The following is a 26,945-nucleotide window of genomic DNA, read 5'->3' as shown; positions in this document are numbered from 1 at the left end:
ACAAGTCTCAGTCGTTAAATCTGAATAGGATCAGCTTTGGCCAGCGCATCAAAGCGCATCAAAGTGTCAATGAGTTGGGGCATCTGATCCAACGGAATCATGTTGGGCCCATCCGAAGGGGCATTGTCCGGATCCTGGTGTGTTTCAATGAACACCGCGCCAATACCCAGCGACACGGCGGCGCGCGCCATGACCGGTGCAAATTCGCGTTGCCCGCCCGAGGAGCCACCTTTTCCACCCGGTTGCTGAACGGAATGGGTCGCATCCATCACCACCGGGTATCCGGTCTGGGCCATTTGCGGCAGGGACCGCATATCAGCCACCAGCGTGTTATAGCCGAACGAAGTGCCACGTTCGGTCAGCAGGATATTCGTGTTGCCTGTGCTTTCGATCTTGGACACGATATTGGGCATCTCCCACGGCGCAAGAAACTGACCCTTTTTCACATTGACCACTGCGCCGGTATTGCCCGCAGCCAGCAGCATATCCGTCTGGCGGCACAAGAACGCCGGGATTTGCAGGACATCTACCGCCTCGGCAGCTATGGCGCACTGCGCTTCGGTATGAACATCGGTCAGGACCGGTATGCCCATTGTCTTGCGGATACTGTCCAGAACCTGCAACCCCGCATCAATGCCCATGCCGCGCTTGCCGGACAGCGAGGTCCGGTTCGCCTTGTCATAAGATGCCTTGAAGACATATTGCGCGCCGGCTGCATCGCAGGCCTCTTTCATCTTGCCAGCAATCATCTGTGCGTGGTCTGCCGTTTCAAGCTGGCAAGGGCCTGCAATGATGGTCAGCGGAAGGTCGTTGCCGACTGTCAGGTCGGAGATTTTTACATGTTTCATGAGTCTTATGAGGATACCTGTTCACGAAGGACCGACGCGGTAAGCGAGATCATGAGGTAGATACCAGCAAACAACAGGAATGCCAAAATCGTATTTTCGAACTTGCGCGGATAGCTGGGTTCCTGACTTGGGATCGGGTTCACCGAGACGGTCAGGTAACGCACCTGCCGGTTAGCTTCGGATCGGGTCGATTCCATTTGCTGCATTGCCGTTTGCAGCATCATGTCCCGTGCCGCCAGATCCGCCTGAGCGATCTGGATGCGCACGCTCAACCGCGCCAGCGAATTTTCGCCATCGGAAGCATCCTGCATCTCGGCATTCAGTTGTTCCAGCACCTTTTCAAGCCGGGCAATGTCAGCCTTGACGCCGTCGACCTTGGCTTTGTTCGGACGCAGGTTGTCTTGCAGGGCGGCAAGTTCAAGCTCTTTGTCCTGCACCAATATCTCGATCTCGTTGATGCGGGCGCGCAGGCTGGCAATGACATTCTCGGGGTCCAGCACCGCCCCTTGAAGCTGAAGCTCGATCAATTCCTCCTGCGCCTGCCGCCGCGCCTCCTGCGCCGCTTCAAAGCTTTCCAATGCGTCGCGCATCTGGTCTTCGCGCTTCTTGCCGGACAGGGCATTCACCCGATCTTCGGCGTAAGAGATCAAACGCTCCGAGAACTCGGTTGAGGTCTGTGCGTCTGGTGCAACAACCTCCATCCGAATGACCCCTTCGGTTGGATCATACCCGATTGTGATCATGCGTTTGAACAGCTTGTATGCGTCTTCCAGCGTGGCGTCGGGTGATAGCCTTTGAATCGGATCAATCACTTCCTGCTTGAAGACATCAGAAAAACCGGCGTCCCGATCCAGCAGCAACAAAGCCTCTTTCGATTCCAGGAAAGATTGAACCGAGATTGAATCCTGCGTGGTGGCGAATTGCGTCCCGGCGAGCAGCCCGCCGATGGAACCCGGCCCGCCATCGGCTTGCAGGATCAGAAACTCGGAATCGCTGGCATACATCGGGGTGGCGATGCGATAGAAATAGAACCCCACAACAAAGGTCGGAAGGAACACAAAGGCGGCCAGACGCGCGAAAAGGCCAAACAGCTTACGCCTGCGTCGACGCGCGATGTCCTTCTGAATCTGACCGACTTCAAGGTTGCGCCGCTTAGCCGGGCTGAGCTCGGGTCCCGGAAGGTTCGGTGTGCTTGTGCCTACAGATTGCGGCAACTGAATGCTGATCTTGTCTTTGACCTTCGAACTGTCGCCCTGTCCCGAGGGCTTTGCCGCGGCAAGATCAAGAAGGTTCGTGCGCTGAAACGGATCAATGCCTTTCTTGCGCAGCAAGCGCACCGCATCATAGTCCGATGTTGCTGCCAGTCCGTGTTTCTGCGCGAGTTTACGCGCAATACGCAACTGGCGGCCTGTCAGGCCTTCGCGCTTGATGTCGTCAATTTGCGTGCCTGGCTGGGCCTCGGCCGCCGGTGCCTGACCTTGCGTCGCGCCCCGTATGCGCGAGATTGCATCCGCTCGCGCCTCGGCCGAATCGTCCACCTGTCGATTGCTGCGCCAGTTGTACTTTCTAACCTTGGGTTTCGTAGTCATATAGCTGCTTTGCCTCTTCCAAGGAGTCAAACATGTACAATTGCCCGTCCAGCAGAACGGCGGCCTGCTGAGCGAATTTTTCCAAAACAGTCGGGCTGTGCGACACGATCACCAATGTCGTGGTGCGCAACCTTTCCTTCAGGATCGCCCCTGCTTTTTCGTTGAATTCAACATCTGTAGACGCCGGCATCCCTTCATCGACAAGATACATGTCGAAATCCAGCGCCAGCATCAAAGAAAACGTGAATCGAGACCGCATCCCCGAAGAATAGGTGGACAGCGGCTGTTCGAAATATTCACCCAAACCGCAGAGCCATTTGCAATACGCCTCAACATAGTCCGGGTCCATGCCGTAAATCTTGGCGATGTATCGCGCGTTCTCAAGCGCCGACAACTTGCCGGTTACACCCCCGGTGAAACCCATGGGGAACGAGACCCGGCATTCGCGGCGGATCACGCCCTCGTCGGGTTTTTCCAGACCGGCCATCATGTTGATCAGCGTGGTTTTGCCAGTACCATTCGGGGCCAGAACGCCCAGCGACGTGCCCAGTTCGACACGGAACGAGACCCTGTCCAGGATCACCTTGCGGCGCGTCCCGGTCCAGAAGGACTTGCTGACATTGTCGAACTCTAGCATTCGGGGCCTGCTGCTCGTTTCCGTTGTGTCGCCGCGCTTTCAGGCGGTCAGAAAGGATGGTTTTTACCGTTCCATGTTGGCTACATTATGTCGAATTATGAAACAAATGTTCAATGCGTTGCTGCCGCCCCCTCAAACAACTGATCGGTTGTCGGCAATTCCGCTGCACTTCTGGTAATCTGCCGCACCTTTATTATGTGGTTTCACACCTGATCCTTGCAAAACAGCTTTGGGAGGTTTTGCAACAAGATGAAAGATTTAGATGGCGAAATCCGCGCGTGCCGCCTGTGCGCCGCGTCCTTTGCGCAAACCAAAACTGCCCATGAACCCCGCCCGGTGGTCTGGTTTCGGCGCGGAACACCCATCCTGATCGCAGGGCAGGCACCGGGTGCGCGCGTGCACGAGTCGGGGCAGCCCTTTACTGACCCGTCAGGCGACAGGCTGCGCCACTGGCTTGGGGTCGATGAACCTGTTTTTTATGATCGTGACCTTGTGTCGATTGTGCCCATGGCGTTCTGTTTCCCCGGCTATGATGCCCGCGGCTCTGACCTTCCTCCGCCCGCGATATGCGGCAAAACCTGGCATGACAGGGTGATGCAGGAACTGGGGCAGGTGCCGTTGACGGTGTTGGTCGGTGGTCATGCGCATAAATATCATCTGGGCGCGCGAGGGTCGGTGACGGATACCGTTCGGAACTGGCAGGACCATGCGCCGCGGGTCTTTGCCTTGCCTCATCCGTCCTGGCGGAATACGGCATGGGTAAAGAAAAACCCGTGGTTCGAGGCAGAACTGCTGCCGATTCTGCGCGCGCGGGTCCAAGAGGTGCTGAATGACTGAAACCACAGCGTTGGACACGGCGCATGCCGCGATGCTGGCAGATCCGCAGAACGATGCTGCCCGTCTGCGGTTTTTTGAACGGCTTGCAGATAGTGAGCTGTTTTTGATGCTGACCGAGGAAGCGATGGGCGAAAACATCTCGCCCGAGGTGTTCGATGTGGCCGACGGGCGCTTTGTGTTGGCGTTCGACCGCGAGGAACGATTGGCGCAGTTTGCCGGGAGGCCTGTGCCTTATGTTGCGCTGTCGGGGCGTGTGTTGTCGGGGATGCTGGCAGGGCAGGGTATCGGGCTGGGCCTGAACCTGGAAACTGCGCCATCATCCATGCTGGTGCCTGCCGAGGCCCTGGGCTGGTTGGCCGAAACGTTGCAGCATGGCCCGGAAGAGGTCGAGGAAAAACTAGCCGAGTTCATGCCGCCCTCCGGTCTGCCGGACAGCCTGTTGACCGCCCTTGATGCAAAGCTGGCAACTGCTGGCGGACTTGCCAGTGCGGCCTATCTGGTCGCCACGAAATCCGAGGCGGGCGCTCAGGGTCATTTGCTGGGGTTTGTCGGTGCGGTCGAAGGGGCCGAGCCCGCGCTGGCCAAGGCAGCTTCTGAGGCGTTGACGTTTTCGGGGATCGAAGCGGGGGCGATGGATGTCGGGTTCTTTGCCACAGATGACGCCGCTGCCGCGCTGCTGGCGAAGACGGGGCTTCGCTTTGACCTGCCCGAACCGCAGGTTGCAGATCTGGTGCGCGAGGTTCCAGGCAGCAATCCCGCGAAACCGCCAATTCTGAAGTAACGGCCAAAACGCAAACACGCGGCGCATATTGCGCCGCGTGCCACTAGGATGGGACACTGCTATTCCGCAGCAGCTTCCAGTTTGTCCTGCGTGCGTGTTTCGAAATCACTGGCGTCGTGACGCTCGTGAAGCTGTGTGTGCGGCTCGCCAAAGGCGCGATTGACCATACGGCCACGCTGAACCGCAGGCCGCGCGTCAATCGCTTTGGCCCAGCGCACCACGTTCTTGTAAGATTCCGCGTCAAGGAACTCTGCCGCGCTATAGAGCCGGCCCAGAACCAGTTGACCGTACCACGGCCAGATCGCCATGTCGGCAATCGTATATTCCTCGCCCGCGATATAGGTCTTGTTCGCCAGTTCCCTGTCCAGAACGTCCAGTTGGCGTTTTGCCTCCATCGCAAAGCGGTTGATCGGGTATTCCCACTTTTCGGGCGCGTAGGCGTAGAAATGGCCAAACCCGCCGCCCAGATAAGGGGCGCTGCCCATTTGCCAGAATAGCCAGTTCATGACTTCGGTCCGTTCCGGCCCGGACGCGGGCAGAAACTCTCCGAACTTCTCAGCCAGATGAAACAGGATCGAGGCACTCTCAAACACCCGAACCGGCTTGTCGCCAGAGCGATCCCAAAGGGCGGGGATTTTCGAGTTTGGGTTGACCTCGACAAACCCTGAACCGAACTGGTCGCCCTCGCCGATGTTGATCAGCCAGGCGTTGTATTCAGCGCCTTCGTGACCCAATGCCAGCAACTCTTCCAGCATAACGGTGACTTTGACACCGTTGGGCGTGGCAAGGGAATACAACTGCAATGGGTGACGTCCAACCGGCAAGTCCTTGTCATGGGTTGCGCCGGCAATAGGTCGGTTAATGTTGGCGAACTGTCCGCCACTTTCACTGTCCCATGTCCAGACTGCTGGTGGGGTATACGAAGATTGGTCGCTCATTTCTTGCCTTTCATGCCCTTGTCCGGGCCGCGTTCGATAGTGTCTTACAGGTAGTGTTGCAATCCGCCGAGTCCAACCCAGCTTTTCCGGCTTAATTTGTAATAATCCGCGACCAAACTCTCACGTTAGCTCGAGAGGGATCACAGCGGCGCGAGGAGGGCTACGGACAGAATGGGAATCGCATATTGTTTTGCCAGACCCGCTATCACGGCGTCACCGATACCGCTGGAACGAAAAGGATAGACTACATGAAACGCTTTGCTTTGACCTTTGCTGCGGCCATGGCCCTGGCCGTTCCGGCATTTGCCGGGCCGCAATATATTGACGGCACAGGGTTTGCCGTCTCGGGGTATGATGTTGTCGCCTATCGCAACCTGGATCAGGTACCGGTAGGTCAGCCACAGCACGAGGGCGTGCGTGGCAATGCCAGTATTACTGCCGAATACAATGGTGCAACCTGGGCATTCTCGTCCGAGGAAAACCGCGACAAATTTCTGGAAAACCCGGCCTATTATGCGCCGCAATATGATGGGCACTGCGCCTATGGCGTGTCGCGCGGTGGCAAGGTTCCGGCAAACCCGAACTTGTGGCGGATCGTTGACGACAAGCTGTATCTCAACATCACGGATGTGGTCGTCGGGTTCTTCGAAGAAGACATTCCGGGCAACATCAACCTTGCTGAAGGCAACTGGCCGGGTATCGAGCCGTCTGACGCCTCGACCAGCGTGATCCCGAAATTTACCTCGGAAGGTCCGGTGAAAAACTGACCCGGCCAAAATTGCACAAAGCCCGGCTGACCCAGCCGGGCTTTTTCGTTCAGCCAGCAAGCCAGAACTGATCCCGTATCGTCTGGTCGGCGTCAAACCGGATCCTGACGCTCTTGGCACCCGGAAATTTGCGTTCTCGGATCGTATCGGGAATGACGACTTCCCCAGCGCCCGTATCGCTGGATTGAAAGCTCAGGATTTCCGCTGTGGTGTGCCGCGCACTGGTCAGAACGGTCGTTGGCAAAGCCACACGATTTGCGCCCTGATTAACCGGCGTCGTGACGAAGTAGGTCAGGTGTCGCCCAAAGCATCCGACCGCGTCGGGAACATGGTCAGCAACACCGCTGCCGCATTTGGGTTGAATACCAGGCTGACTGTTCATATGCGACAGCGCTTGCCCCGGATTCAGCATTGCCTCACAGGCGGCAATATCTTCTTGCGGAAGCTCGATGATACGTTTTTTCAACCGTGCCCGACGTGGTTGTGGCGGGCCAGCAGCGGCACCGCCCTTTGTCGCCAGCCCTTCTTTGCGCAGAAAATCATAGGCTGCCTTGGCGCGCGAAAACCCGGAACTGTCGCCTTCCTTGTGATCAGGATGCGTGTGAAAGGCGATGTGACGCCAGGCCTCTCGTATTTCACTGGAATTGGCAGACGGGTTTAGGCCCAGATCTGCCAGGGCATCCGTGCGTGCCCTAACCTTATCGACAGGTTCCATACTCAAAACACTCATTAAAAACTACACAGCCCTAGTGTTGCCGAGGGCATGGTTTTGTCAAATTTCATGGTTGATTGAGAGGGAAGCTGACAACAATCGCGATGCGAAGATTCCATTGTTCCGCGAAGGCGTGAATTCGCGGATACGACTGTGAAACAGGTCACGCATAAGAAAAGGAAAACGCCCGGGGAAAATCGTAACCCGAGCGAATCATTGGAGTTTTCAGTTGTCAGGCGACGTTTTGAAGATCGACTTGTGGCGTAATCCCAAGGGCAAAGCACACATCGCGCGTCAATTCCGGGCGGTTGAGGGTATAGAAATGCAGCTTGTCCACGCCACCTTCGATCAGGTCCGAGCACAACTCGGTGCAGATCGCAGTTGCCAGCAGATCCTCACGGCTGTCGCGCACGGCCTTTTCAAAGGCTTGTTCGACCCAATCGGGAATATGCGTGCCGCAACTTCTGGCGAACTTGCGCGCACCTGCCCAGTTTTCTATCGGCAGAATGCCCGGAACGATCGGTTTGTCGATACCTGCCTTGGCGCAGGCATCACGGAAACGAAAGAAGGTTTCGGCCTCGAAAAAGAATTGCGTCAGCGCTTCGTCAGCGCCCGCGTCAAGTTTGGCCTTCAGCCAGTCCACGTCTGCTGACATGTCGGCGGCTTCAGGGTGCTTGTCAGGATAAGCCCCGACACGGATGCTGAACATTTCGGTTTCAGCCAGCGCCTCAATCAACTCAATCGAACTGTTAAAGCCTTCGGGGTGCGGTACGAACCGATCATGCCCTTTTGGCGGGTCGCCCCGCAGGGCCACGATGTCCTGCACGCCCGCACGTGCGAATGTGTCGGCGATCTCCAGCGTTTCCTGCCGCGAAGCGTCAACACAGGTCAGATGCGCAGCGACGTTCAAACCAGAGGATTTATGCAGGGTTGCGACCGCGTCGCGCGTCAGTTCCCGGGTCGTACCGCCTGCACCGTAGGTGACGGAAACAAAACGGGGCTCCAGCGGTGCCAATGTCTGGACCGTATCCCAAAGACGGAAAGAAGCCTCCAGAGTTTTGGGCGGAAAGAACTCGAATGAAATTTCGGGTTTGGACATGGCTGCCTCACTGGATCAACTGACTATCTTGTGCCATGACGGGCATTGTGAGACAAACTCATATTATTCAACAACAACATGAACGATACTTGAGATGCACATTGAATTCCGCCACCTGCGTACCATCAAGGCGATCCATGAATGCGGTGGGTTGGCGCGCGCTGCCGACCAATTGAACATCACTCAATCCGCATTGAGTCATCAGATCAAAGGGTTGGAGGATCAGGCCGGGGTCGAGCTGTTTCTGCGACGTTCAAAGCCGATGAAGCTGTCAGCCGCCGGTTTGCGTCTGCTGCGGTTGGCTGAGCAGATCCTGCCGCAGGTCGAGGCGGCACAGAATGAGTTTTCATCGCTGCGGGACGGGCGTACCGGGCGGATGCATATCGCCATCGAATGCCACGCGTGTTTCGAATGGCTGTTTCCGGTTCTTGAATCCTTCAGGAAATCCTGGGGCGACGTGGATGTCGATATCCGACCCGGTCTGGCCTTCGACGCCCTACCAGCCTTGCAGAAGGAAGAGGTTGATCTGGTGGTCTCATCCGATCCCGAAGACCTGCCGGGTGTCGAGTTTGTGGAGCTGTTTGACTACAACCCCGTCTTTGTCGCTGCATCAGCCCATCCACTGGCGGAAAAAGCCTATGTCGAGGCTGAGGATTTCCGAGGCCAGACCCTGATCACCTACCCGGTGGAACGCACACGTCTGGATGTGTTCAGCCAATTGTTGATCCCTGCACGGGTCGAACCCGCCTCGATCAGGCAGGTGGAACTGACAGCTGTCATCCTGCTTCTGGTGGCATCAAACCGAGGCATCTCCGTTCTGCCGGATTGGGTCGTGCGCGAGGTCAAATACAACTCGGACTATGTGACCCGCCCCCTGACCAAAGAGGGGATTACGCGTCGCCTTTATGCAGCGGTCCGATCAGAAGATCTGGACAAGCCCTATGTGCAGGAACTGGTGAAACTGGCCCGCGAAGAGGCGCGCAAGCTGCAATCCCGGTAGAGGCGTTTTCTGCGGGTCTGTTATGCACATCATTCCTCTTGGCAAGGAAGCCTTGCGGCAGTATACGCGCGGTTTGACCGGACAGGAGCCTTTTTACAATGGTTGGCAGTGCAAATCTCAACATCATGATCAAGGCCGCGCGCAAGGCGGGGCGTTCTTTGGTCAAGGATTTCCGTGAAGTCGAGAATTTGCAGGTGTCGATGAAGGGCGCTGGTGACTTTGTGTCGAAGGCCGATATCGCGGCCGAAGCCATCCTGAAGGACGAGTTGCTGGGCGCACGCCCAACCTATGGCTGGCTGGCTGAAGAGGGTGGCTCCATTGACGGCGAAGATCCCACGCGCCGCTGGATCGTTGACCCGTTGGACGGCACCACCAATTTTCTGCATGGCCTGCCGCACTGGGCGATTTCCATCGCGCTGGAGCACAAAGGCAAGATCGTAGCCGGCGTGATCTATGACGCCGCCAAGGATGAGATGTTCTTTGCCGAAAAAGGCGAGGGCGCGTGGATGAACGACACCCGAATTCGAGTGTCGGGGCGTCACCGCATGATAGAATCGATCTTTGCAACCGGCCTGCCCTTTGGGGGTCGTTCTGACCTGCCTGCAACCCTGCAGGATCTGGCGCGTCTGATGCCCGCTTGCGCCGGTGTGCGCCGTTGGGGTGCTGCGGCGCTTGACATGGCATATGTGGCTGCGGGCCGGTACGAAGGCTTCTGGGAACGCCGCCTGAACGCGTGGGATGTCGCCGCCGGTATCATCATCGTGAAAGAGGCGGGCGGCTTTGTGCAGGCCCTGAACCCCGAGGGTAACGCGCTGGAAGATGGTGAAGTGATCTGTTCGAATGAACCGATCTTTGATCAATTCGCCAAAGTGATCCGGGGCTGATCGCCCCTTAGCCCAGCTTTATCGACGCGGAACGCGCGGTATACGAGACTGCGACAGCTTGTACTTTGCCTCTGGGTGGGGCGGGTGCCCGTGGGTGCGGTTCCAGAATTGCACGCCACCGCGCCGCAGCCACAATGGTACGCATAGGATCAGGCCCACGGCAAACCCGCCGGTATGGGCCCAGTAGGCGATACCGCCTTCGTCCGGGTTGCTGGTGACGCTGCCAAAGAACTGAATCGCCAGCCATACGCCCAGCATGATGAAGGCGGGGATGGTAAAGACCCTGAAATAGACAACCAGGATCAGCAGAATATCCACACGCGCCTTGGGAAACAGCAGCAGGTATCCCCCCATGACACCCGCAATCGCGCCCGAGGCGCCGACGGTAGGCACCTGAGACTCCGGCCCTGTAACCACATGGATCAGACCTGCGCCGATACCTGCGACCAGGTAGAACAGCAAAAAGGGCAGATGGCCCATTTCGTCTTCCAGATTGTCGCCGAATATCCACAAGAACAGCATGTTCCCGGCTAGATGCATCCATCCCCCATGCAGGAACATGGATGTCACAAGGGTTTCCAGACCAACCCCGTCACTGACCCGCGCCGGGATGATGGCATAGTCGAAGAACAGCCGGTTGATAAGTGGCGCATCATTCATGATCCCCACATAGCTGAGGAAGATCAGGATGTTGGCCGCCAATAAGGCGTAGACAACATAAGGCGTGCGCCCCGAGGGGTTATGGTCGCGGATCGGAAACATGAGGTGACGCTGGGCTTTTGCGCGCCCAGCGTCAAGGCAAGCTTACGCCGCACCTCCCAACAACGCAGCGTTTCCGCCAGCTGCGGTCGTATCGACACACACATGGCGCTCACCCAGCACACGCGCGCGGTCGGGTCTGCCCGGAATCAGGGGCAGAATGGGGCCGTCCCGGCGGGCCAGATGCTGTTCGATCTGCTGCGCGGTTTCAGCGTCGCCCCACCAAAGAACACCAGAGATGCTGGTCAGGTTTTCCAACCGATGAAGGTCAAGCATTCCGGTTGCCTGAATAGCCGTTCCACCTAGCGCCTGTACGGCGTCAGCCTGCGCGCGCGCTGCTGCTTCCCCCGGCCCCATGCACAGAAGAGGCGGGCGGGGATATTCGCTTAGCCGGTTCGATTCTCCGGTTGGGCCGGGCAGAGAACGGGTTTGGATTGGGGCAGGTTGGCCTTGAGGGGCAGGTAGGTCTGCCAAATGCTCCCAGGTTTCTGTCGTGATTTGCCGATCCGGCGCACAAAACCGGGCCATGTAATTCGGGCCGCCCGCCTTCGGGCCGGTGCCTGACAGCCCTTCACCGCCAAAAGGTTGGGAGCCAACGATGGCGCCGATCTGATTGCGGTTTACATAGATGTTTCCGGCATGGATTGCTTCGGTCACATGCTGCACCCGGTCGTCGATCCGGGTTTGCAGGCCAAAGGTCAGCCCGTATCCGGTTGCGTTGATATCCGCGATGACCTTTTCGATTTCCTGCGCTTTGAACCGTGCCACGTGCAGCACGGGGCCAAAAATCTCGCGCTCCAGCGCGGCAATGCCCGAGATTTCAATCAGCGTGGGGGCAACAAAGATGCCTTCTGGCGGCAGCGACAGCTCTTTCAGAACGCGCCCTTCCGCCCGTGCAATAGCGACGTGATCGGCGATGACCTGCCGGGCCTGCGCGTCAATCACCGGGCCGCAATCGGTAGAGATCAGCCACGGATCACCGATTCGCAGGGCATCCATTGCCCCTTTGAGCATGGTCAGCACGTCATCTGCGATATCCTGTTGCAGGTACAGGCATCGCAGTGCGGAACACCGCTGACCCGCGGACTGAAAAGCGCTTTCAATGATCGATTGCACGGCCTGTTCGGGAAGTGCGGTGCTGTCAACGATCATGGCGTTCAGGCCGCCAGTTTCTGCGATCAACGGCGTGCCGGGGCGCATGGACCCAGCCATTGCCGACCGGATTCTGAGAGCGGTCGTTGTCGAGCCGGTGAAGGCCACGCCCGAGACGCGCGCATCCGATGTCAGCGCCGCACCTACGGCAGGGCCACCCGGCAGCAATTGCAGCGCGTCGCGCGGCACACCAGCCTCATGCAGCAATTGAATGGCGCGGTGCGCAATCAGGGGTGTTTGCGGCGCAGGCTTGGCCAAAACGGCGTTCCCGGTCGCCAAAGCAGCTGATATCTGACCAGAGAAAATCGCCAGCGGGAAGTTCCAAGGGCTGATGCAGGTGAATACGCCCGCGGGCTCGGCATCAGGTATGTTGGCGGCGTAGTAGCGCAGGAAATCCACCGCCTCACGCAGTTCCGCCACGGCGTCAGGCAGCGATTTGCCAGCCTCGCGCGCCAGCAGGGCGAACAATTCGCCGTAGTGTGTTTCATAAAGATCGGCTGCAGAGTTCAGGATGCGGGCACGTTCGGCTGCCGGGGCCTGCCATGGCTTTGCCGAAGCCAGCGCCAGTTCCACATCTGCGTCACTTGCCGAGGCGACCGCACCTGGTTTGTCGGCAGGATTTGCCGGGTTGACTACCGGCTCATCCGCCCGGGGTTTTGCAGCGTCAGCCAGCAAGGGCTGTGCATACCAGTGATACGCACGGAACTGGTCCCGCGCTGCATCAACCTTGTCCAGCGTCGGAGTGTGGTGAAGATCGAATCCCATGGAATTGGGACGATCCGGCTGGAACAGTTCGGGGCCGGTGGGCAAAGGGGGTGGGGGCGTTTGAACAGTAACAAACGGATCTGCGGCAACCACTTCCGGCGGGACGTTTTCGTCGACAATCTGGTTGACGAAGGATGAGTTCGCTCCGTTTTCCAGCAGACGCCGCACAAGGTAGGCCAGCAGGTCACGATGCGCGCCAACCGGTGCATAAATGCGGCAGCGGGTCTTCTGCCTGTTCATCACAAGCTGATGCAATGTCTCGCCCATGCCATGCAGGCGCTGGAACTCAAAAGGCTGACCTTCGGCCATGTGCAGAATGGCGCTGACTGTATGGGCGTTGTGGGTGGCGAATTGCGGATAGATCCGGTTTGTCATGCCCAGCAATTTGCGCGCATTGGCGATATAGGACACGTCGGTGACCGCCTTGTGCGTGAAGACGGGAAAGCCATCCACGCCTTCGACCTGCGCGCGTTTGATCTCGGTATCCCAATAGGCGCCTTTGACCAGACGCACCATCAGCTTGCGATCGTGGCGTTCAGCCATGTCATAAAGCGTGTCCAGAACCAGCGACGCGCGTGGCCCATAGGCCTGAACCACGATGCCGAACCCTTCCCAGCCGGTCAGGGCCGGATCGGACATCACCGCCTCGATCACCTGCAATGACAAAGACAGGCGATCCGCCTCTTCGGCGTCGACGTTCAGCCCCATGCCAGCGGCCTTGGCCAAAAGGGCCAGCGCCCGCAGGCGCGGAACCAGTTCATCCATCACCCGCTTTTCTTGTGCCAGTTCATAGCGGGGGTGCAGGGCCGACAACTTGACCGAAATGCCGGGGTTTGCGCGGATATCATCATGGGTGCAGGCTTCGGCGATGGCCGAGATGGCGCGTGAATACGACAGGTGATAACGCGCGGCGTCCGCCTCGGTTCGCGCGGCCTCTCCCAGCATGTCGTAAGAGTAGGTATATCCCTTGCTTTCCATTCCGCGCGCGCGTTCCATCGCAGCGTGAATGGATTCACCCAACACGAATTGCCGCCCCATTTCCTTCATCGCCCGCGACACGGCGGTACGGATCACGGGTTCCCCCAATCGCCTGATGGCCCCGCGCAGGGCGCCAACAGGCGAGGTCTTGCCTTCGTCCAGAACCTTGCCCGTCAGCATCAGCGCCCAGGTTGAGGCGTTCACCAAGGATGAAGACGAGTGCCCAAGATGCTTACCCCAATCCGAAGGGGCGATTTTGTCTTCAATCAACGCGTCAATCGTGTCGGCATCCGGCACGCGCAACAGCGCCTCGGCCAGGCACATCAGGGCGACGCCTTCGTCGGTGGACAGGCCGTATTCGGCCAAAAACACCTCCATCAACCCCGGAGACGTGCTGGATCGGATGTCGCGCACAAGCTGCGCGGCAGCGGCGCTGATGGCGCCGCGGTCTGTGGCGCTCAGGCTGGCCTGAAAGATCAGGGTTTCAAGGATCGCCGACTGGTCAGCATAGGTTGAGGTGTCGATTAATGTACGCAGGGTATGAGACATGGGTCCTCCGGTCTTTGTGCCAATATAACTGCGAAAACTCAGGACAATCGCCTGAGTTTACGGTAACTGAAGGCGGAACACCTGAAATTTCGCCAGAGAGCAGCGCAAATGAACTTTCCCGACCTGGACCGGTTTGACCGGTCGATTCTGAGAATTCTGGCCGAGGATGGGCGCATTTCGGTCGCCGATCTTGCACGCGAAATCGGTCTGTCGAAATCACCGACACAGGCGCGCCTGAAACGGCTTGAAGCAAGCGGGGTGATCAAGGGATACCGGGCGATGCTGGATCCGATCAGACTGGGGCTGGACCACGTTGCCTTTGTCGAGGTGCGTCTGACCGATACCCGCGAAAAGGCACTGGCCGAGTTCAACGCGGCTGTCCGAAAAACTGCCGAGGTCGAGCAAGCCCATATGATCGCTTCGAATTTCGACTATTTGTTGAAGGTCCGCACAGCCACGATGTCAGAGTATCGTCGTGTTCTGGCCGAAAAGATTTCATCCTTGCCGCATGTTGCCAGCACCTCGACCTTTGTGGCGATGGAGGCGGTTAAGGAAACCGGCAGTTTGGGTGGGTTCGAGCATCAGGCTTGACGGATCGGGATTACGAGCCATCCTTGGTAAATGACACACGCTTTCCTCGCCGCTCTTGCTGTCGTTGCCTTGTCCTGCGCGGCACACGCCCAGTCCTGCCCTGATGCTCCGGATCATTCAGAAGGTGTGGATGCGCTAATCAATCGGGTTCAGAAGGCAGAATCGCAAAGTGATGCGCGCGCTATTTCCAACCAGATGTGGGAGCTTTGGACCGACGCGCCAGATGCGCGTGCGCAAGGCTTGCTGGACCGGGGAATGGCGCGGCGGGAGGCCTGGGATTTACCGGGGGCGTTGGACGAGCTTGACCAGCTAGTCGAATACTGCCCGAACTACGCCGAAGGGTACAATCAGCGTGCGTTTGTGAACTATCTCCGACAAGACTTCGCTGCTGCCTTGCAGGATCTGAATGTCACGATCGAGTTGTCGCCGAACCATATAGGTGCGCTGAGCGGGCGCGCCTTGTCACTGTTGGGTCTGAAGCGCCTTGACGACGCGCGCGCGGCACTTGCCGAAGCGCTAGAACTTAACCCATGGCTGTCAGAACGGGCATTGTTGGAACCCGGCGGTCTTTTGGAACCGCCCGGTCAAGATATCTGACGCCGGGTTTTCGAAAGAACCGCAATGGGAAACCGAACCTATTTGCAAGCAAACTGGTCGTGTTGGACCCATCCGAGTTGTTCACTGGCTATCATATGGCATGACTTCTGGCTGATGGGCGCGTCTATCGAACGCTGAACATCATTGACGAATTCACCAGCGAGGCGCTGATGATCCGTGTCGATCGCAAGTTCAACTCAACCGATGCGCTGAATGCATTGACTGACCTGTTCATCTTCCGCGGCCCGCCGGAATACAAAAGAACCGACAATGGGCCGGAATTTTTCGCCTAGAAGGTGCGAGGGTGGATCGCAGCTGTTGGGGCGAAGACGGCTTACATCGAACCGGGATCACCCTAGGAGAACGGCTATTGCGAATGCTTCAACGCCCGGTTCCGGGATGAGCTGCTCAACGGTGAAATCTTCTACAGCCTAAGGAAGGCGCAAATCCTGATTGAGCAATGTCGTGTCCACTATCACTCCGTCAGGCCGCACAGCGCGTTGGGCTACCGCCGGCCTGCGCCCGAAAGCATCGTCCCGATAGACCAGAGGCCCACGGTGCAGTAACAAACAAAACCGGACCACACACGATAGGGGCACGCCGCCGAAGGCGCTGAAGGCGGCAATGCTGACCCTTTTTGAATATCCTGCCGAACACAATGTGGGCCACTTGTACAAAGCCAAACCCGATTTGGCGGCGCATTACAAATGCTGTGATCCGACCAACTCTTTCATTCCGGGGGTCGGGGAATATGTCCAAGGCGTGAACCTACCGGTGACTATGTCAGATGGGATTTGGGCGCATGTGATAGGCATCCAGCAGAGCCTTGCCGTTTTCATAAAACGCAGTTTCGCCAACCAGTTCTGTTACACCGTAGCGATCCAGCTCGGCTTTCACGTCTGGCTCGACCAGCGTGAAAACCAGCCGTATCCCCTTGGATCGCAGGAAATTGGCGATACTGCGCAACGTGAACCCGGCTGTGAAATCGACAACGTCAATTGCCGAGGCGTCGATGCAAAACCATGTCAGTTTTCCGTCTGCGTTTTGAACGATTGTTGTGACTTCCTCAGTGAATATCTGCATGTTCGCGTAGTACATACCGTGGGAAAACCGGTAGATTACCAGACCGGGCTCGAATTGGTTTGGTGCTTCCAATCCCTTTGAACGCCAGCCACCAGACTCGGTGCGCAATACTACCGAATTCTTTGGGTGGTATCCCCGGCGTGTGTGGTCGACCAAAGACAGGACCATGGCAAAAATGACGCCTTGCTCGACACCAACCAGAACAACCACGGTGGCGGTTGCCGTGGCAACCCAGAACTCGGACCGGGCCTGCCTGTAAATTGTTGCCATTCCGTGCAGGTCGATCAGCTTGAGACCGATCAGAAAAACGATGGCCGAAAGTGCTGCTGTGGGAAGATAGGCTAAAGGCTTGGTCAGAAACAGGATAACCAACAGGACTATTGCCACTGTTGTCAGTTGCGCCACCTGGCTGCGCCCTCCGGCGCTGGCGACCATCTCGGTCTTTGTGGGGCTGCCATTGACCACGAATGTCCCCGTGAATGCGGCTCCGAAATTCGCAAGACCCAGTCCGATCAGGTCCGTGTTTTCGTTGAATGTCTCGTTAAATCTTGAGGCGTATGCCCGTGATGTGGCGGCGCTTTGTGCCAGAATGACAACGAAGATGGACAAGGCCGTGGGGAGTAATTGTTTGAACAAGGTCCAGTTCCACTGCACGTCCGGGATCGAGAACGAGGGCAAACCGCCGGCAACCTCTCCCAACACCGAGATTCCGGAAATGTTGAATGAAAAGGCCCAACTGCACAGGATCACCCCGACAATGGCAACCAACGGCCCCGGGATTTTGCGCGACAGTCTTGTGCATCCTAGGACAATGCCCAACACGGATGATGAGACGATCACGGTTGGCCAGTTGACGTTGGATATGTTGAAGTAAACGTCCCTCAACCTTGCAAGTGTTCCGTGCCCAGCGGATTCGATGCCCAACAATCCGGGAATTTGACCCGTTGCAACCTGAATGCCCACGCCGGTCAGAAAGCCGACCAATACCGTTCTGGACAGAAAATCGGCCAGAAACCCCAGCCCGATGACTCGCGCGGCAATCAAAAGCATGGCAGCCATAAGCGCCAGCAAGGACGCCAGTGCCAGATACTCAGGCGTTCCGGACATCGCCAAGCCCGCCAGCCCCGAGGCGGTGATGGCTGCTGTCGCCGAATCAGCGCCGACAACAAGGTGTCGGGACGATCCGAACAACGCAAACAGAGCCATGGGAATCAGGATCGTATACAGCCCGGACATGACCGGAGTGCCGGCGATTTTGGTGTAACCCATGACTTCGGGGATCGCGAGACATGCAAAACTCAGACCAGCCAGCATTTCCGCCGGAAGGCGCGCGCGGTCAATAGGCAGGATGCCCTGCAGGATTTGCAGACGCGCCGCCCTCTGATTTCTGTCCTGTTTTTCCATGGGTTACCCTATACCCATTCAACCAGCGAACCGAGTGTTCGAACCGTCGGGCTATCTTACAGGCAAATTATCACAGGTAAATTGGGTGGTCTGACGTGCTGCTTTTTCCAGTTTTTCAGTTATTTTCGCCGAACTACGGGAATCCCCCAATTTCGCAAACTGCCGATCAGGGGTAAACATGACTTACCGTACTTACCACACACAAACACGGTATTTACTTTCCCCGATGAGGGGCTGGTCACACCCCCTCGGCCGGCCCCTCTTAACTTTTAGGGGTTCGCGAAGGCCCAAATCACTCGTTTGAAAACTGACATCGTGTGAACGTACTTAGTTTTGGATCAATTTGGTCACGAGTGTCGGCAGTGTTTCCGACGCACTGTAAGCAACGGTGTGCGGAATGCTGGCCACCGGGGTTTTGCGGTACCCTTCCGTGAACAACAGAAACGGTATCCTGGCGTTTACAGCTGTTTCTGCGTCGACCTCGCTGTCGCCCACATACAAGCGTGTGCCCGAGGTCCCAAGTGCTTTGAAGCTTTCCAGCAGGTGGCCCGGATCCGGTTTGCGAATTGGCAATGTATCACCGCCGAAAACAACGTCGAAGAACCGGGATAAGTTGAGCGCCTCCAGCACGTGACGTGCGGGTGCTTCGGGTTTGTTGGTGCAGATACCAAGAACGCAACCCATCTGTTTCAGTGTTTCCAGGGCTTCGGGAACTCCGGGATAAGGCACTGTCGTTGCACTGACCGCCGCATTGTAATGCTTCAGTGTCTGTTGCGTCAGTTCCGTGTGGCGGTCCATGGGCAAATCACAGTGTCGCATCAAACGCTCGACCAGTTTGGGAAGGCCATTGCCAACAAACCCTCTGATCACATCAACGGGCACAGGATCGTGACCGACGCCATTCAGCGTTTTATTGGCCGCTGCTGCCAGGTCCCCGACGCTGTCGACCAACGTTCCATCCAGATCAAAAACAACTGCTGCGGTCACGTTTTGCTTGCCTTTCAATACCCGCCCCAAGTCTTAACCCGTCGTTTTCAGGGGCGCAATCGGCTCAATGACACCTGATTTGAAACAGCGCTTGACATTCCTTACTAAAATAATCAGATTTAATGACAGGAACGGAAAGCCAACCCTCTCGGGTCAGCCAGATAAAACGAAACGCAACAGGTATGGCACCATGCCGACTCGCTCTGGAGATGCCACGATGAACGTACAGAACCCGACCCCAACCCAAGGTTATGCTGTCTCGATGCTGCCTGCGCACAAGGCCGAGGATTTGACCAAAGGTGGCCACCTGGCCCATATCGAGTTGGGTGACCAATTGTATACCCTGCGCATCACCCGTGCAGGTAAACTGATCCTGACGAAATGAGCGCGCATTCAATGCGCGGCGGTGCCGCGGTCGGCCGTCTGGCGGATCTTGATCCAGTCGAAGCGGGTGCGGTGATGTATCTGCGGATGTGGAGCCAGGGTGAAAGTGGTCGCGCCGATGTCGCGAGCGATTTTTGCATAGCGCTGGGATCAGATTATGGGCGTGCCGCCATGCTGACGCTGGATCGTCTGTGTTCGCTTTGCGCAACGCATTGTCGACGCCCGCTAATCAGGCACGGTATGGGGTGTGCATGTCTGGGCGCGGATGAGAGTTGTTTTGCCCAAATGGTTGCCGCCGCATCCGAAGGGGCACGCGAAGACGCGATGATGATGGCGTCACTGATCGTGCGCCCGGATTTTGCGCCTGCTCTGGCATCCCTGTCGGAGGAACTGGGCCTGACGCTCCGGCGTATGACAACGGGAAATGCGATTCCGACGACAGGTCACGATACCCCCACTGCCGTTTTGCATTGACTGTGCTTGCAGGACGGTCAAACCCCGGCAAAGCGCCGGGGTCAATCCTTCAGCAGCACCCGCATCCCGCATGGTGATGGTCGTGATCGCAAACCGGAGCAGGGGAGAACTCGCCGACCTCGGACAGCACGTCCCTTAGCGCCCACAGGATCATGTCCACATCCTCGGCCTCAATCGTCAGCGGTGGGCGGATTTTCAGGATGTTGTCCTTTGGTCCCTCACTGCCGATCAGAATTCGGTGATCGCGCATCCGGTTTTTGACATAGCTGCAAATCTCGGTTCCTTCGGTTCCGTCGGGATTGATCAGCTCAACACCCAGAAACAGTCCCATGCCCCGTACATCGCCAACGCAATCAAAGTCGGCTTCGATCTGGCGCAGCCCCGCCATCAGGCGCTCACCCATCTGACGCGCATTGTCCTGCAGGCCTTCGTCATCGACGATGTCCAATACTTCCTTGCCGATCCGGCAAGACAGCGTTGATCCGCCAAAGGTCGAGAAGAATTCGATCCCGTTATTGAAGCTGTCGGCAATCGCCCGCGTCGTCACCAGCACACCCAGAGGGTGCCCGTTACCAATGGGTTTACCCATCACCACGATATCAGGAAGCGCGCCCTGATGTTCAAATCCAAAGTAATACTCACCCAGGCGACCCAGACCGGTCTGTACCTCATCTGCTATACAGACACCCCCGGCGGCACGGATTTTTTCATAAACCGCAGGCAGGTAACCTTTGGGCGGAATGATTTGTCCACCGACAGACGGGAAAGTTTCGGCGATGAACCCGGCCAGACCCTGACCCCGGTCCTGCAAGGCAGCAATGGCCGGGTCCACAAGATCAGCAAATTTCTGCGCCCGATCCGCATCGTCACGCTTGAACGAACTGCGATAGTCGTCTGCAACTTCAACCAGTTCAACCCAGTCGGCTTTCCCGATGCCACCGGGTTTGTTGAACTTGTAAGCCGATATCGCCACAGCCGCATTCGTATTGCCGTGATAGCCATGGTCTGGTGTCACGATCCCCTTGGCCCCAGTATGGGCACGGGCAAGCCGCAGGGCCAGTTCGTTGGCTTCAGTTCCGGAATTGACGAAGAAGCAGACCTCGAAGTGATCGGGCAATTTGGACAGGATCTTGTCGGCGAAAGCTGTCTGTGCCGGATGCAGGTATCGTGTATTTGAGTTCATCCGCTTCAACTGATCCGCAGCCACTGCCTGAATACGGGGATGCGCATGACCCACATGAGGGACGTTGTTATAGGCGTCCAGATAGGGGCGGCCCCATTCGTCAAACAGGTGATGTTTCCACCCGCGTACCAGCATGACAGGGTCATCATAAGTCAGCGACAGGTTGCCACCAAAGTGATCGCGGCGGCCTTGCAGGATCGCCTGCTTGTCGGTGGGTTGGTAGAACACCTTGTCATCCGGCAGGTTCAGCAAGGCCGCCGGGTTCGGGCAAACCGCGTGCCATAGCTCCATCTCATCCGGGTCGCCGACACCGGGCCAATCCGCTTCCATGCCATTGGTTGTCAGCGCCAGCTGGAAATGCACATGCGGGGCCCATCCGCCATTCTGGCTGGCGTCGCCCAATCGGGCAAACGCTGCCCCTTGTGCCACCGGATCACCGGGTTTCAACCGGTCACAGCATTCCGGGTCCAGATGACCATAGAGTGTATAGAACGGATCGCCCTCGGGCGTTTCATGGTGCAGGATAATTACCCCACCGTAATCGAGGTGCTGATCTCGGTTCTCGACCACCTCGACCCGCCCGCTCATTGGCGCGTGCAGCACCGTCCCTGCGGGTGCAAACACATCCACAGCCAGATGCACTGTTCGCCGGTCCGAGGCTTTCCATGGCCCTTTGCTAAATCCTGGCTCGGCATAAATCAGGCGGGGTTCGTTGTAATAGCCCAGCCACAGCCCTTCGCCGTATTCCTCGCCAACACGCGCGGCCTCGGCCAATGGCATGTGGAAAGGGTTCTGGGGCCACACGCAATTTTCAACCGACAACGACCCCATCGGAATATCGCTTAGGTCCTGACCGAACATCTGGGAAAACCGGCCGCGATGTCCTTGCAGATACGCATGGATGCGTTCTGCGCCGTCCACGACCGGCAGCCCGCACGCTGCCCGAAGACGCGCAGACATCAGCCCGCCATTGACGGAAGCATTCTCAAGAAACCGCCACGCAGGTGCCTGAGAGATTGTCACATATGGGTCGTCCGGGTTTTCGACTGCCATCAGGGTCGAGTTGAGGACAGACACTGCCAATCGCATCCGCAGCAGCGGCCAGATCAGGTCGATCTCCTCGGCTTGCAGCCGGTTTGCGGCATGGTATCCCCGCACAAGGGCAGTCAATGCCCGCTCGGGTCTGGCATGATCTAGCACCACATAGGCCCCGGCGATCGCAAGATCACAGACGCGCGGTGCCGCACACATGTCACCCAGATCAATCAGGCCGGAAACCTGCCTCCGCTCACCCAATTCGCCTTCAACCAGAATGTTATAGTCATTGGCATCGTTGTGAATGGCCTGTTTCGGCAGGCGCCCCAGCCTATCCGTGATCGCCGTGAATTCGTTGCAGATATCCCGAAGCAACGCCCGACGCGCGGGATCGCTGATGGCGCCCAGCTTGTCACTGATCCAACCCGCTTGCGTCAGGTCCCATTTGAAATCTGGGCGGTGCAAAGCTTCATGCTGAAAACCTTCCAGCGCGCGATCCGTTGCGCCCAGAACACGACCCAATTTCAGGATCAGCTCTTCGGATTTTGGGTTCGCTTTTGCATAGCAAAGCCCGGGCAGGCGTTCCTGTAACCACACCAGCCGCGACTTCCCTTCGGAATCGGAGATTTCCGGCAACATTGAGCCGTTCAACGCCGGGAACACCTTTGGAAACGGCAACCCGGGAGCTTCCGAGGCGATATGCGCAAGTGCTTCGATCTGAAGATCTACCAGACTCGCATCGCACCCCGCGCGCATGACTTTCAGCACATAGTCCTGACCATTTGTGGCTTGCGCCAGAAAGTTCAGATCATATTCGCCATCCAGCCGGGTCAACCGTGCGTCCAGCCCCCAGTTTTGGCGCAGCGTGTCCGCCCAGAAGTTCACCAAATCGTTCATGTCTTTCTCCGTCCCGCTCATCCGGGATCCTCTTCATCTGGCCGAAAATATCCTCGGGGGTGAATTGGCCCAAAGGGACAAGAGGGGGCGGACAGCCCCCCGACCCCTTAATCCAAGGCACGCAAACGTTTGAACAGCGATGACGTGTCCCATCGCCCGCCGCCCAGTTTCTGCACGTCCTTGTAGAACTGATCGACCAGAGCGGTCACCGGCAGAGACGCGCCGGTTTCATTGGCCGTATCCAGACAAATCCCCAGATCCTTGCGCATCCAGTCCACAGCAAAGCCATGTTCGAACTGATCATTCAGCATGGTTTCATACCGGTTTGACATCTGCCAGCTGCCAGCCGCACCCTGGCTGATCACCTCAACAACGGCCTTCCCGTCCAAGCCCGCTTTTTCGGCAAAGTGCAAGGCTTCGCTGAGACCCTGAACCAGACCGGCAATCGCGATCTGGTTGCACATCTTGGTCATCTGGCCCGCGCCGCTGGCTCCGAGTCGACGGCAGATTTTGGAATAGACATTCATCACCGGCTCAGCTGCATCATAAGCTGCCTGATCACCGCCACACATTATCGAGAGAACGCCGTTTTCAGCACCTGCCTGACCACCCGAAACAGGGGCGTCCACAAAAGCGATACCCTGAGATTGGCCAGCAGCGTAAAGCTCGCGCGTGACCTTTGCTGAAACTGTCGTGTGGTCGACAAAAATGGCCCCGTTGGACATTCCCTGGAACGCGCCATCCTCTTCGGTGCAAACCGCACGCAGGTCGTCGTCATTGCCGACGCAGGCCATGACAAACTCAGCATCCTTGACGGCGTCTTTCGGAGTGGCGGCCATCGCGCCGCCATGCTGCGCGACCCAGGCTTCGGCCTTGGTGGTCGTACGGTTGTAAACGGTGACGTCATGGCCTGCGGCGTGCAGATGTCCGGCCATGGGATAGCCCATGACACCAAGGCCAAGGAACGCGACTTTTGCCATTTTGTGATCCTCTCCGCTGTTCGGTCGGCTTTAGCGAAACAGGCCTGACCGAAATCTCTGGCGAAGACAAAGCAAAGCTGCGCCCAAAGGGCAACCCCAAGTCAGCCTTTCCCGCCCAGATCTCGCAGGATTGGGCAATCGGGCCGGTCGTCCCCCGCGCAGGCCTCGATCAGATGGCTCAGCGTATCGCGCATGGCGTTCAGGTCAGCGATCTTGGTTTCAATCTGAACAAGATGATCGCGTGCAACCTGTTTAACGTCGGCACTGGCACGGGTTTCATCTTCGTAGAGTGCCAGCAGGGTCCGGCAATCCTCGATGGTGAACCCAAGCGCCCGGGCGCGGCCCAGAAAGTTCAGCTTGTGCACGTCCTGGTCGCGAAACCGGCGGTAGCCATTGTCGTCGCGCATTGGTTTGATCAGGTTGATGTCCTCATAATACCGGATCGTCTTGGCGGGCAGGCCGGTGCGCGTGGAAACATCTCCGATATTCATGCGCGCACCTCTTTGGTGGCCGTACCTGAGGCTTCCGGCACGCTAGCGCGAATACGGCGCAGGCGCAGCGCATTCGAGACCACAAAAATGCTCGACAGTGCCATTGCACCAGCTGCCAGCGCTGGGGACAGCAGATAGCCGCCAAACGGGTACAGCGCACCGGCAGCCACCGGTATCAGAAGGACATTGTATCCGAAGGCCCAGCCCAAATTCTGGCGAATATTCCTCATTGTCCGGCGGCTGACCTCGGTCGCATTCGCGACGCCCCGCAAATCACCGGACATGAGGACAACGTCGGCTGTTTCGATGGCCACATCCGTGCCGGTTCCGATGGCGATGCCGATATCAGCTGCCGCCAGAGCGGGGGCGTCGTTGATCCCGTCACCGACAAAGGCCAGCACTCCGAACCGGTCCCGTAAGGCCGTGATTGCGTCTACCTTGCCATCAGGCAGTACCTCGGCAGTGACATGATCAATCCCCAGCCGGTCGGCCAGAGCCCGCGCCGTGCGTGCGTTGTCACCCGTGATCATGGCCACGGTCAAACCCATCTGGTGCAACCGTTCCAGCGCTTCCACTGTGCCGGGCTTGATCGGGTCGGAAACGGACAAAGTGGCCGCTGCCTGCCCATCCAGAGCGACGAACAGAGGGGTTGCCCCCTGTGCGGCACGGGCTTCTGCCTCATCCGCTAGGGCTCCAAGGGTGATCCCACGCTGCTGCATCAACCGGTGCGACCCGATCAACACGTCGCGGCCTTCAACCAACCCTTGCAGGCCAAGCCCGGTAAGCGAACGGACATCCGATACCTCTGGCAGTGTCGCGGGCCCCGCGCGGGTGATGGCGGATGCGATAGGGTGTTCCGACCGTGCCTCAAGGGCTGCAGTCAGCCGCAGAACCTCCTCCCGGTCAAATCCTTTCGCCGTTGTCACGCTGTCCAGTTCGGGGCGCCCCAGCGTCAGGGTTCCGGTCTTGTCCAACGCAATGACGCGCGCCTGCTGAAGCTGTTGCAACGCATCCCCCTTGCGGAACAAAACCCCGAGTTCTGCCGCACGCCCGGTGCCCACCATGATCGAGGTTGGGGTCGCCAACCCCATAGCGCAGGGGCAGGCGATGATCAGAACTGAAACACCTGCGACAAGCGCCAGGGGAAGGGCCGGGCTGGGGCCGAAGATCAGCCAGAGCGCGACAGTGATCACCGCAACAGCGATGACCGCAGGAACAAAGCGATAGGTGATCCGATCCACCAACCCCTGGATCGGCAGCTTCGCGCCCTGCGCCTGCTGCACCATACGAATGATCTGTGCCAGAGCCGTGTCGCCGCCGACGCGGGTAGCGCTTACCCGTAAAGCGCCGGTGCCATTCACGGTGCCGCCGACAACAGGCGCGCCTGCCGACTTGCCAACAGGCACTGGTTCGCCCGTGATCATGCTTTCATCGACGTAAGAGGTGCCTTCAAGCACTTCGGCATCCACCGGTACACGCTCGCCGGGGCGGATGTGCAGGATATCTCCGACAACAATTTCGGCGATTGGCCGGTCCTGTATCTGTCCATCCAGTTCGACCCGCGCGGTTTTTGGTTGCAAACCCACCAGTTTTCGGATCGCAGCACCTGTTTTGCCTTTGGCACGCGCCTCCATCAACCGGCCGAGAAGGATCAGAACCACGATCACCGCGGCCGCTTCGAAATAGACATTGGCGGTACCTTGCGGCAGCAGGCCGGGCGCGAATGTGGCCGTGACCGAATACAGATAAGCCGCGCCGGTCCCAAGCGCTACCAACGCGTTCATGTCCGGCGTGCCCTGCAACAGCGACGGGATACCTTTGCGGTAAAACACACGGCCCGGTCCGATAAGCAAAGCCGAGGTCAGGGCAAATTGAATCAAATGGCTCGTCTGCGTTCCAATGGTCGCCTGTATCCAATGGTGGAAGGCGGGGATCATGTGCCCGCCCATCTCAAGAATGAATACGGGCAGGGCTAGTGCCGCTGCCAGTATTGTGGAACGGACCAGCCGCTGAATTTCATCGTCTTCCCGGCTTTCTGGTTCCGCAACGCCTTGGATACGCGCGGGGTATCCAATTCCGGTAACAACCTGAGCCAGCGCCTCGGGCGTAGTTGCAGCTGTGGCGTAAGTCACCGTAGCTGTCCGAGTTGCCAGATTGACCTGCGCTTCGATCACGCCAGCGGTGGAAGCCAACGCGCGCTCGATCTTGCCAACGCAGGATGCGCAGTTCATGCCCTCGATGCTCAGATCTGAATGGCTTGTTTCAGCCGGATAGCCAGCTGCATCCAGCGCCGCTGTCAGGGCCGAAACCGGCCCGTCAAATGCCACCTGTGCCGTTTTGGTCGCGAAATTGACCGAGGCCGCATCAACACCAGACACATCACGCAGTGCAGCCTCGACACGGCCCACACAGGATGCGCATCCCATGCCGGTGATTTTCAGTTCTGTCAGTGCTTTTTGCGCCATGCGACTCATCCCACGTGGTTGTCTGCCCTCCAGATGGGGGTTCCAGTGACGGGAAGGTCAAGGGGGTCACGGCAAAATT

Annotated in this window: 22 protein-coding genes and 3 pseudogenes; 11 read left to right on the top strand and 14 right to left on the bottom strand. The window is 58.1% G+C overall.

Annotation, left to right across the window (positions count from 1 at the left end):
* Positions 1–14 precede the first annotated feature (14 nt).
* From kdsA to AC2FLO_RS12545, 3 genes are read right to left on the bottom strand one after another with little or no spacing between them, the layout of a single operon-like run.
* The gene (kdsA, locus tag AC2FLO_RS12555) at positions 15–848 is read right to left on the bottom strand and encodes a 3-deoxy-8-phosphooctulonate synthase (protein ID WP_267364357.1); all 834 of its coding nucleotides are present in this window, start codon (positions 846–848) and stop codon (positions 15–17) included.
* Between the two features lie 5 nt (positions 849–853).
* Complete coding sequence (locus AC2FLO_RS12550; protein WP_496753502.1) at positions 854–2,437, bottom strand: KpsE/RkpR family capsule polysaccharide export protein; 1,584 nt, start codon at positions 2,435–2,437, stop codon at positions 854–856.
* Positions 2,415–3,074 carry an ABC transporter ATP-binding protein gene (locus AC2FLO_RS12545; RefSeq protein ID WP_209504732.1) on the bottom strand — a complete coding sequence of 220 codons (660 nt, stop codon included), beginning with the start codon at positions 3,072–3,074 and terminating at the stop codon, positions 2,415–2,417. Before AC2FLO_RS12545 ends, AC2FLO_RS12550 begins: the two co-directional genes overlap by 23 nt.
* Before the next feature lie 249 nt (positions 3,075–3,323).
* On the opposite strand from AC2FLO_RS12545, the gene AC2FLO_RS12540 reads away from it, so the two are divergent.
* Positions 3,324–3,911: a uracil-DNA glycosylase family protein gene (locus AC2FLO_RS12540; RefSeq protein WP_496753500.1), complete on the top strand. Its 588-nt coding sequence runs from the start codon at positions 3,324–3,326 to the stop codon at positions 3,909–3,911.
* Positions 3,904–4,692 carry an SseB family protein gene (locus tag AC2FLO_RS12535; RefSeq protein ID WP_496753498.1) on the top strand — a complete coding sequence of 263 codons (789 nt, stop codon included), beginning with the start codon at positions 3,904–3,906 and terminating at the stop codon, positions 4,690–4,692. The genes AC2FLO_RS12540 and AC2FLO_RS12535 overlap by 8 nt, the downstream gene beginning before the upstream one ends.
* Before the next feature lie 59 nt (positions 4,693–4,751).
* On the opposite strand, the gene yghU is transcribed toward AC2FLO_RS12535, so the two are convergent.
* Positions 4,752–5,630: a glutathione-dependent disulfide-bond oxidoreductase gene (gene yghU / locus AC2FLO_RS12530; RefSeq protein ID WP_480505973.1), complete on the bottom strand. Its 879-nt coding sequence runs from the start codon at positions 5,628–5,630 to the stop codon at positions 4,752–4,754.
* Between the two features lie 248 nt (positions 5,631–5,878).
* On the opposite strand from yghU, the gene AC2FLO_RS12525 reads away from it, so the two are divergent.
* A complete protein-coding gene (locus AC2FLO_RS12525) occupies positions 5,879–6,397 on the top strand; it encodes a YHS domain-containing (seleno)protein (RefSeq protein WP_480475567.1) in 519 nt (172 codons plus the stop codon).
* A gap of 49 nt (positions 6,398–6,446) precedes the next feature.
* Here the strand turns inward: AC2FLO_RS12525 and AC2FLO_RS12520 are convergent, their stop codons facing one another.
* Together AC2FLO_RS12520 and metF are read right to left on the bottom strand one after the other, a co-directional pair.
* Complete coding sequence (locus AC2FLO_RS12520; protein ID WP_480487636.1) at positions 6,447–7,112, bottom strand: DnaJ domain-containing protein; 666 nt, start codon at positions 7,110–7,112, stop codon at positions 6,447–6,449.
* A 229-nt stretch (positions 7,113–7,341) separates the two neighbouring features.
* Positions 7,342–8,208, bottom strand: coding sequence for a methylenetetrahydrofolate reductase [NAD(P)H] (metF, locus tag AC2FLO_RS12515; protein WP_496753495.1), 867 nt, complete (start codon positions 8,206–8,208; stop codon positions 7,342–7,344).
* Between the two features lie 94 nt (positions 8,209–8,302).
* Between metF and AC2FLO_RS12510 the strand changes: the two genes are divergently transcribed.
* On the top strand, positions 8,303–9,208 hold the full coding sequence (locus tag AC2FLO_RS12510; RefSeq protein ID WP_480482174.1) for a LysR family transcriptional regulator: 906 nt from the start codon (positions 8,303–8,305) through the stop codon (positions 9,206–9,208).
* A 98-nt stretch (positions 9,209–9,306) separates the two neighbouring features.
* Complete coding sequence (locus tag AC2FLO_RS12505; RefSeq protein WP_480773747.1) at positions 9,307–10,092, top strand: inositol monophosphatase family protein; 786 nt, start codon at positions 9,307–9,309, stop codon at positions 10,090–10,092.
* Between the two features lie 18 nt (positions 10,093–10,110).
* Here the strand turns inward: AC2FLO_RS12505 and AC2FLO_RS12500 are convergent, their stop codons facing one another.
* Together AC2FLO_RS12500 and putA are read right to left on the bottom strand one after the other, a co-directional pair.
* The gene (locus AC2FLO_RS12500) at positions 10,111–10,854 is read right to left on the bottom strand and encodes a rhomboid family intramembrane serine protease (protein ID WP_496753492.1); all 744 of its coding nucleotides are present in this window, start codon (positions 10,852–10,854) and stop codon (positions 10,111–10,113) included.
* A 42-nt stretch (positions 10,855–10,896) separates the two neighbouring features.
* Positions 10,897–14,295 (bottom strand): bifunctional proline dehydrogenase/L-glutamate gamma-semialdehyde dehydrogenase PutA, encoded by a 3,399-nt coding sequence (gene putA, locus AC2FLO_RS12495; protein WP_496753490.1) that lies wholly within the window; start codon positions 14,293–14,295, stop codon positions 10,897–10,899.
* A gap of 108 nt (positions 14,296–14,403) precedes the next feature.
* Between putA and AC2FLO_RS12490 the strand changes: the two genes are divergently transcribed.
* From AC2FLO_RS12490 to AC2FLO_RS12475, 4 genes and pseudogenes are all read left to right on the top strand, one after another.
* A complete protein-coding gene (locus AC2FLO_RS12490) occupies positions 14,404–14,886 on the top strand; it encodes an Lrp/AsnC family transcriptional regulator (RefSeq protein ID WP_480482166.1) in 483 nt (160 codons plus the stop codon).
* Between the two features lie 30 nt (positions 14,887–14,916).
* Positions 14,917–15,483: a tetratricopeptide repeat protein gene (locus AC2FLO_RS12485; protein ID WP_496753488.1), complete on the top strand. Its 567-nt coding sequence runs from the start codon at positions 14,917–14,919 to the stop codon at positions 15,481–15,483.
* Positions 15,484–15,596: 113 nt separating this feature from the next.
* Positions 15,597–16,049: pseudogene (locus AC2FLO_RS12480) on the top strand (integrase core domain-containing protein); the annotation flags it as partial.
* Positions 16,050–16,074: 25 nt separating this feature from the next.
* A pseudogene (locus tag AC2FLO_RS12475) lies at positions 16,075–16,233 on the top strand (hypothetical protein); the annotation flags it as partial.
* A gap of 33 nt (positions 16,234–16,266) precedes the next feature.
* On the opposite strand, the gene AC2FLO_RS12470 reads toward AC2FLO_RS12475, so the two are convergent.
* Both AC2FLO_RS12470 and gph read right to left on the bottom strand, forming a co-directional pair.
* A complete protein-coding gene (locus AC2FLO_RS12470; protein WP_496753486.1) occupies positions 16,267–17,970 on the bottom strand; it encodes a SulP family inorganic anion transporter in 1,704 nt (567 codons plus the stop codon).
* Positions 17,971–18,297: 327 nt separating this feature from the next.
* Entirely contained in the window at positions 18,298–18,957 is a 660-nt protein-coding gene (gph, locus tag AC2FLO_RS12465; protein ID WP_496753485.1) for a phosphoglycolate phosphatase, read from the bottom strand.
* Between the two features lie 217 nt (positions 18,958–19,174).
* On the opposite strand from gph, the gene hemP reads away from it, so the two are divergent.
* Positions 19,175–19,342, top strand: a complete 168-nt coding sequence (gene hemP / locus AC2FLO_RS12460) for a hemin uptake protein HemP (protein ID WP_209504713.1) — start codon at positions 19,175–19,177, stop codon at positions 19,340–19,342.
* The gene (locus AC2FLO_RS12455; protein WP_496753484.1) at positions 19,339–19,815 is read left to right on the top strand and encodes a hypothetical protein; all 477 of its coding nucleotides are present in this window, start codon (positions 19,339–19,341) and stop codon (positions 19,813–19,815) included. Before hemP ends, AC2FLO_RS12455 begins: the two co-directional genes overlap by 4 nt.
* A gap of 49 nt (positions 19,816–19,864) precedes the next feature.
* On the opposite strand, the gene AC2FLO_RS12450 is transcribed toward AC2FLO_RS12455, so the two are convergent.
* The 4 genes and pseudogenes from AC2FLO_RS12450 to AC2FLO_RS12435 all read right to left on the bottom strand — a co-directional run bounded on the left by AC2FLO_RS12450 (position 19,865) and on the right by AC2FLO_RS12435 (position 26,866).
* Positions 19,865–22,930, bottom strand: a complete 3,066-nt coding sequence (locus AC2FLO_RS12450) for an aminotransferase class III-fold pyridoxal phosphate-dependent enzyme (RefSeq protein WP_496753483.1) — start codon at positions 22,928–22,930, stop codon at positions 19,865–19,867.
* 107 nt (positions 22,931–23,037) lie between these two features.
* A pseudogene (locus AC2FLO_RS12445) lies at positions 23,038–23,916 on the bottom strand (NAD(P)-dependent oxidoreductase); the annotation flags it as partial.
* Positions 23,917–24,011: 95 nt separating this feature from the next.
* Positions 24,012–24,401 (bottom strand): Cu(I)-responsive transcriptional regulator, encoded by a 390-nt coding sequence (cueR, locus tag AC2FLO_RS12440; RefSeq protein WP_480557736.1) that lies wholly within the window; start codon positions 24,399–24,401, stop codon positions 24,012–24,014.
* Positions 24,398–26,866 (bottom strand): heavy metal translocating P-type ATPase, encoded by a 2,469-nt coding sequence (locus AC2FLO_RS12435; protein WP_496753482.1) that lies wholly within the window; start codon positions 26,864–26,866, stop codon positions 24,398–24,400. The genes cueR and AC2FLO_RS12435 overlap by 4 nt, the downstream gene beginning before the upstream one ends.
* Between the last annotated feature and the right edge of the window lie 79 nt (positions 26,867–26,945).

This window comes from Ruegeria sp. TASC047 (assembly GCF_059612445.1).
This window is presented reverse-complemented; position numbering and strand designations above follow the sequence as displayed.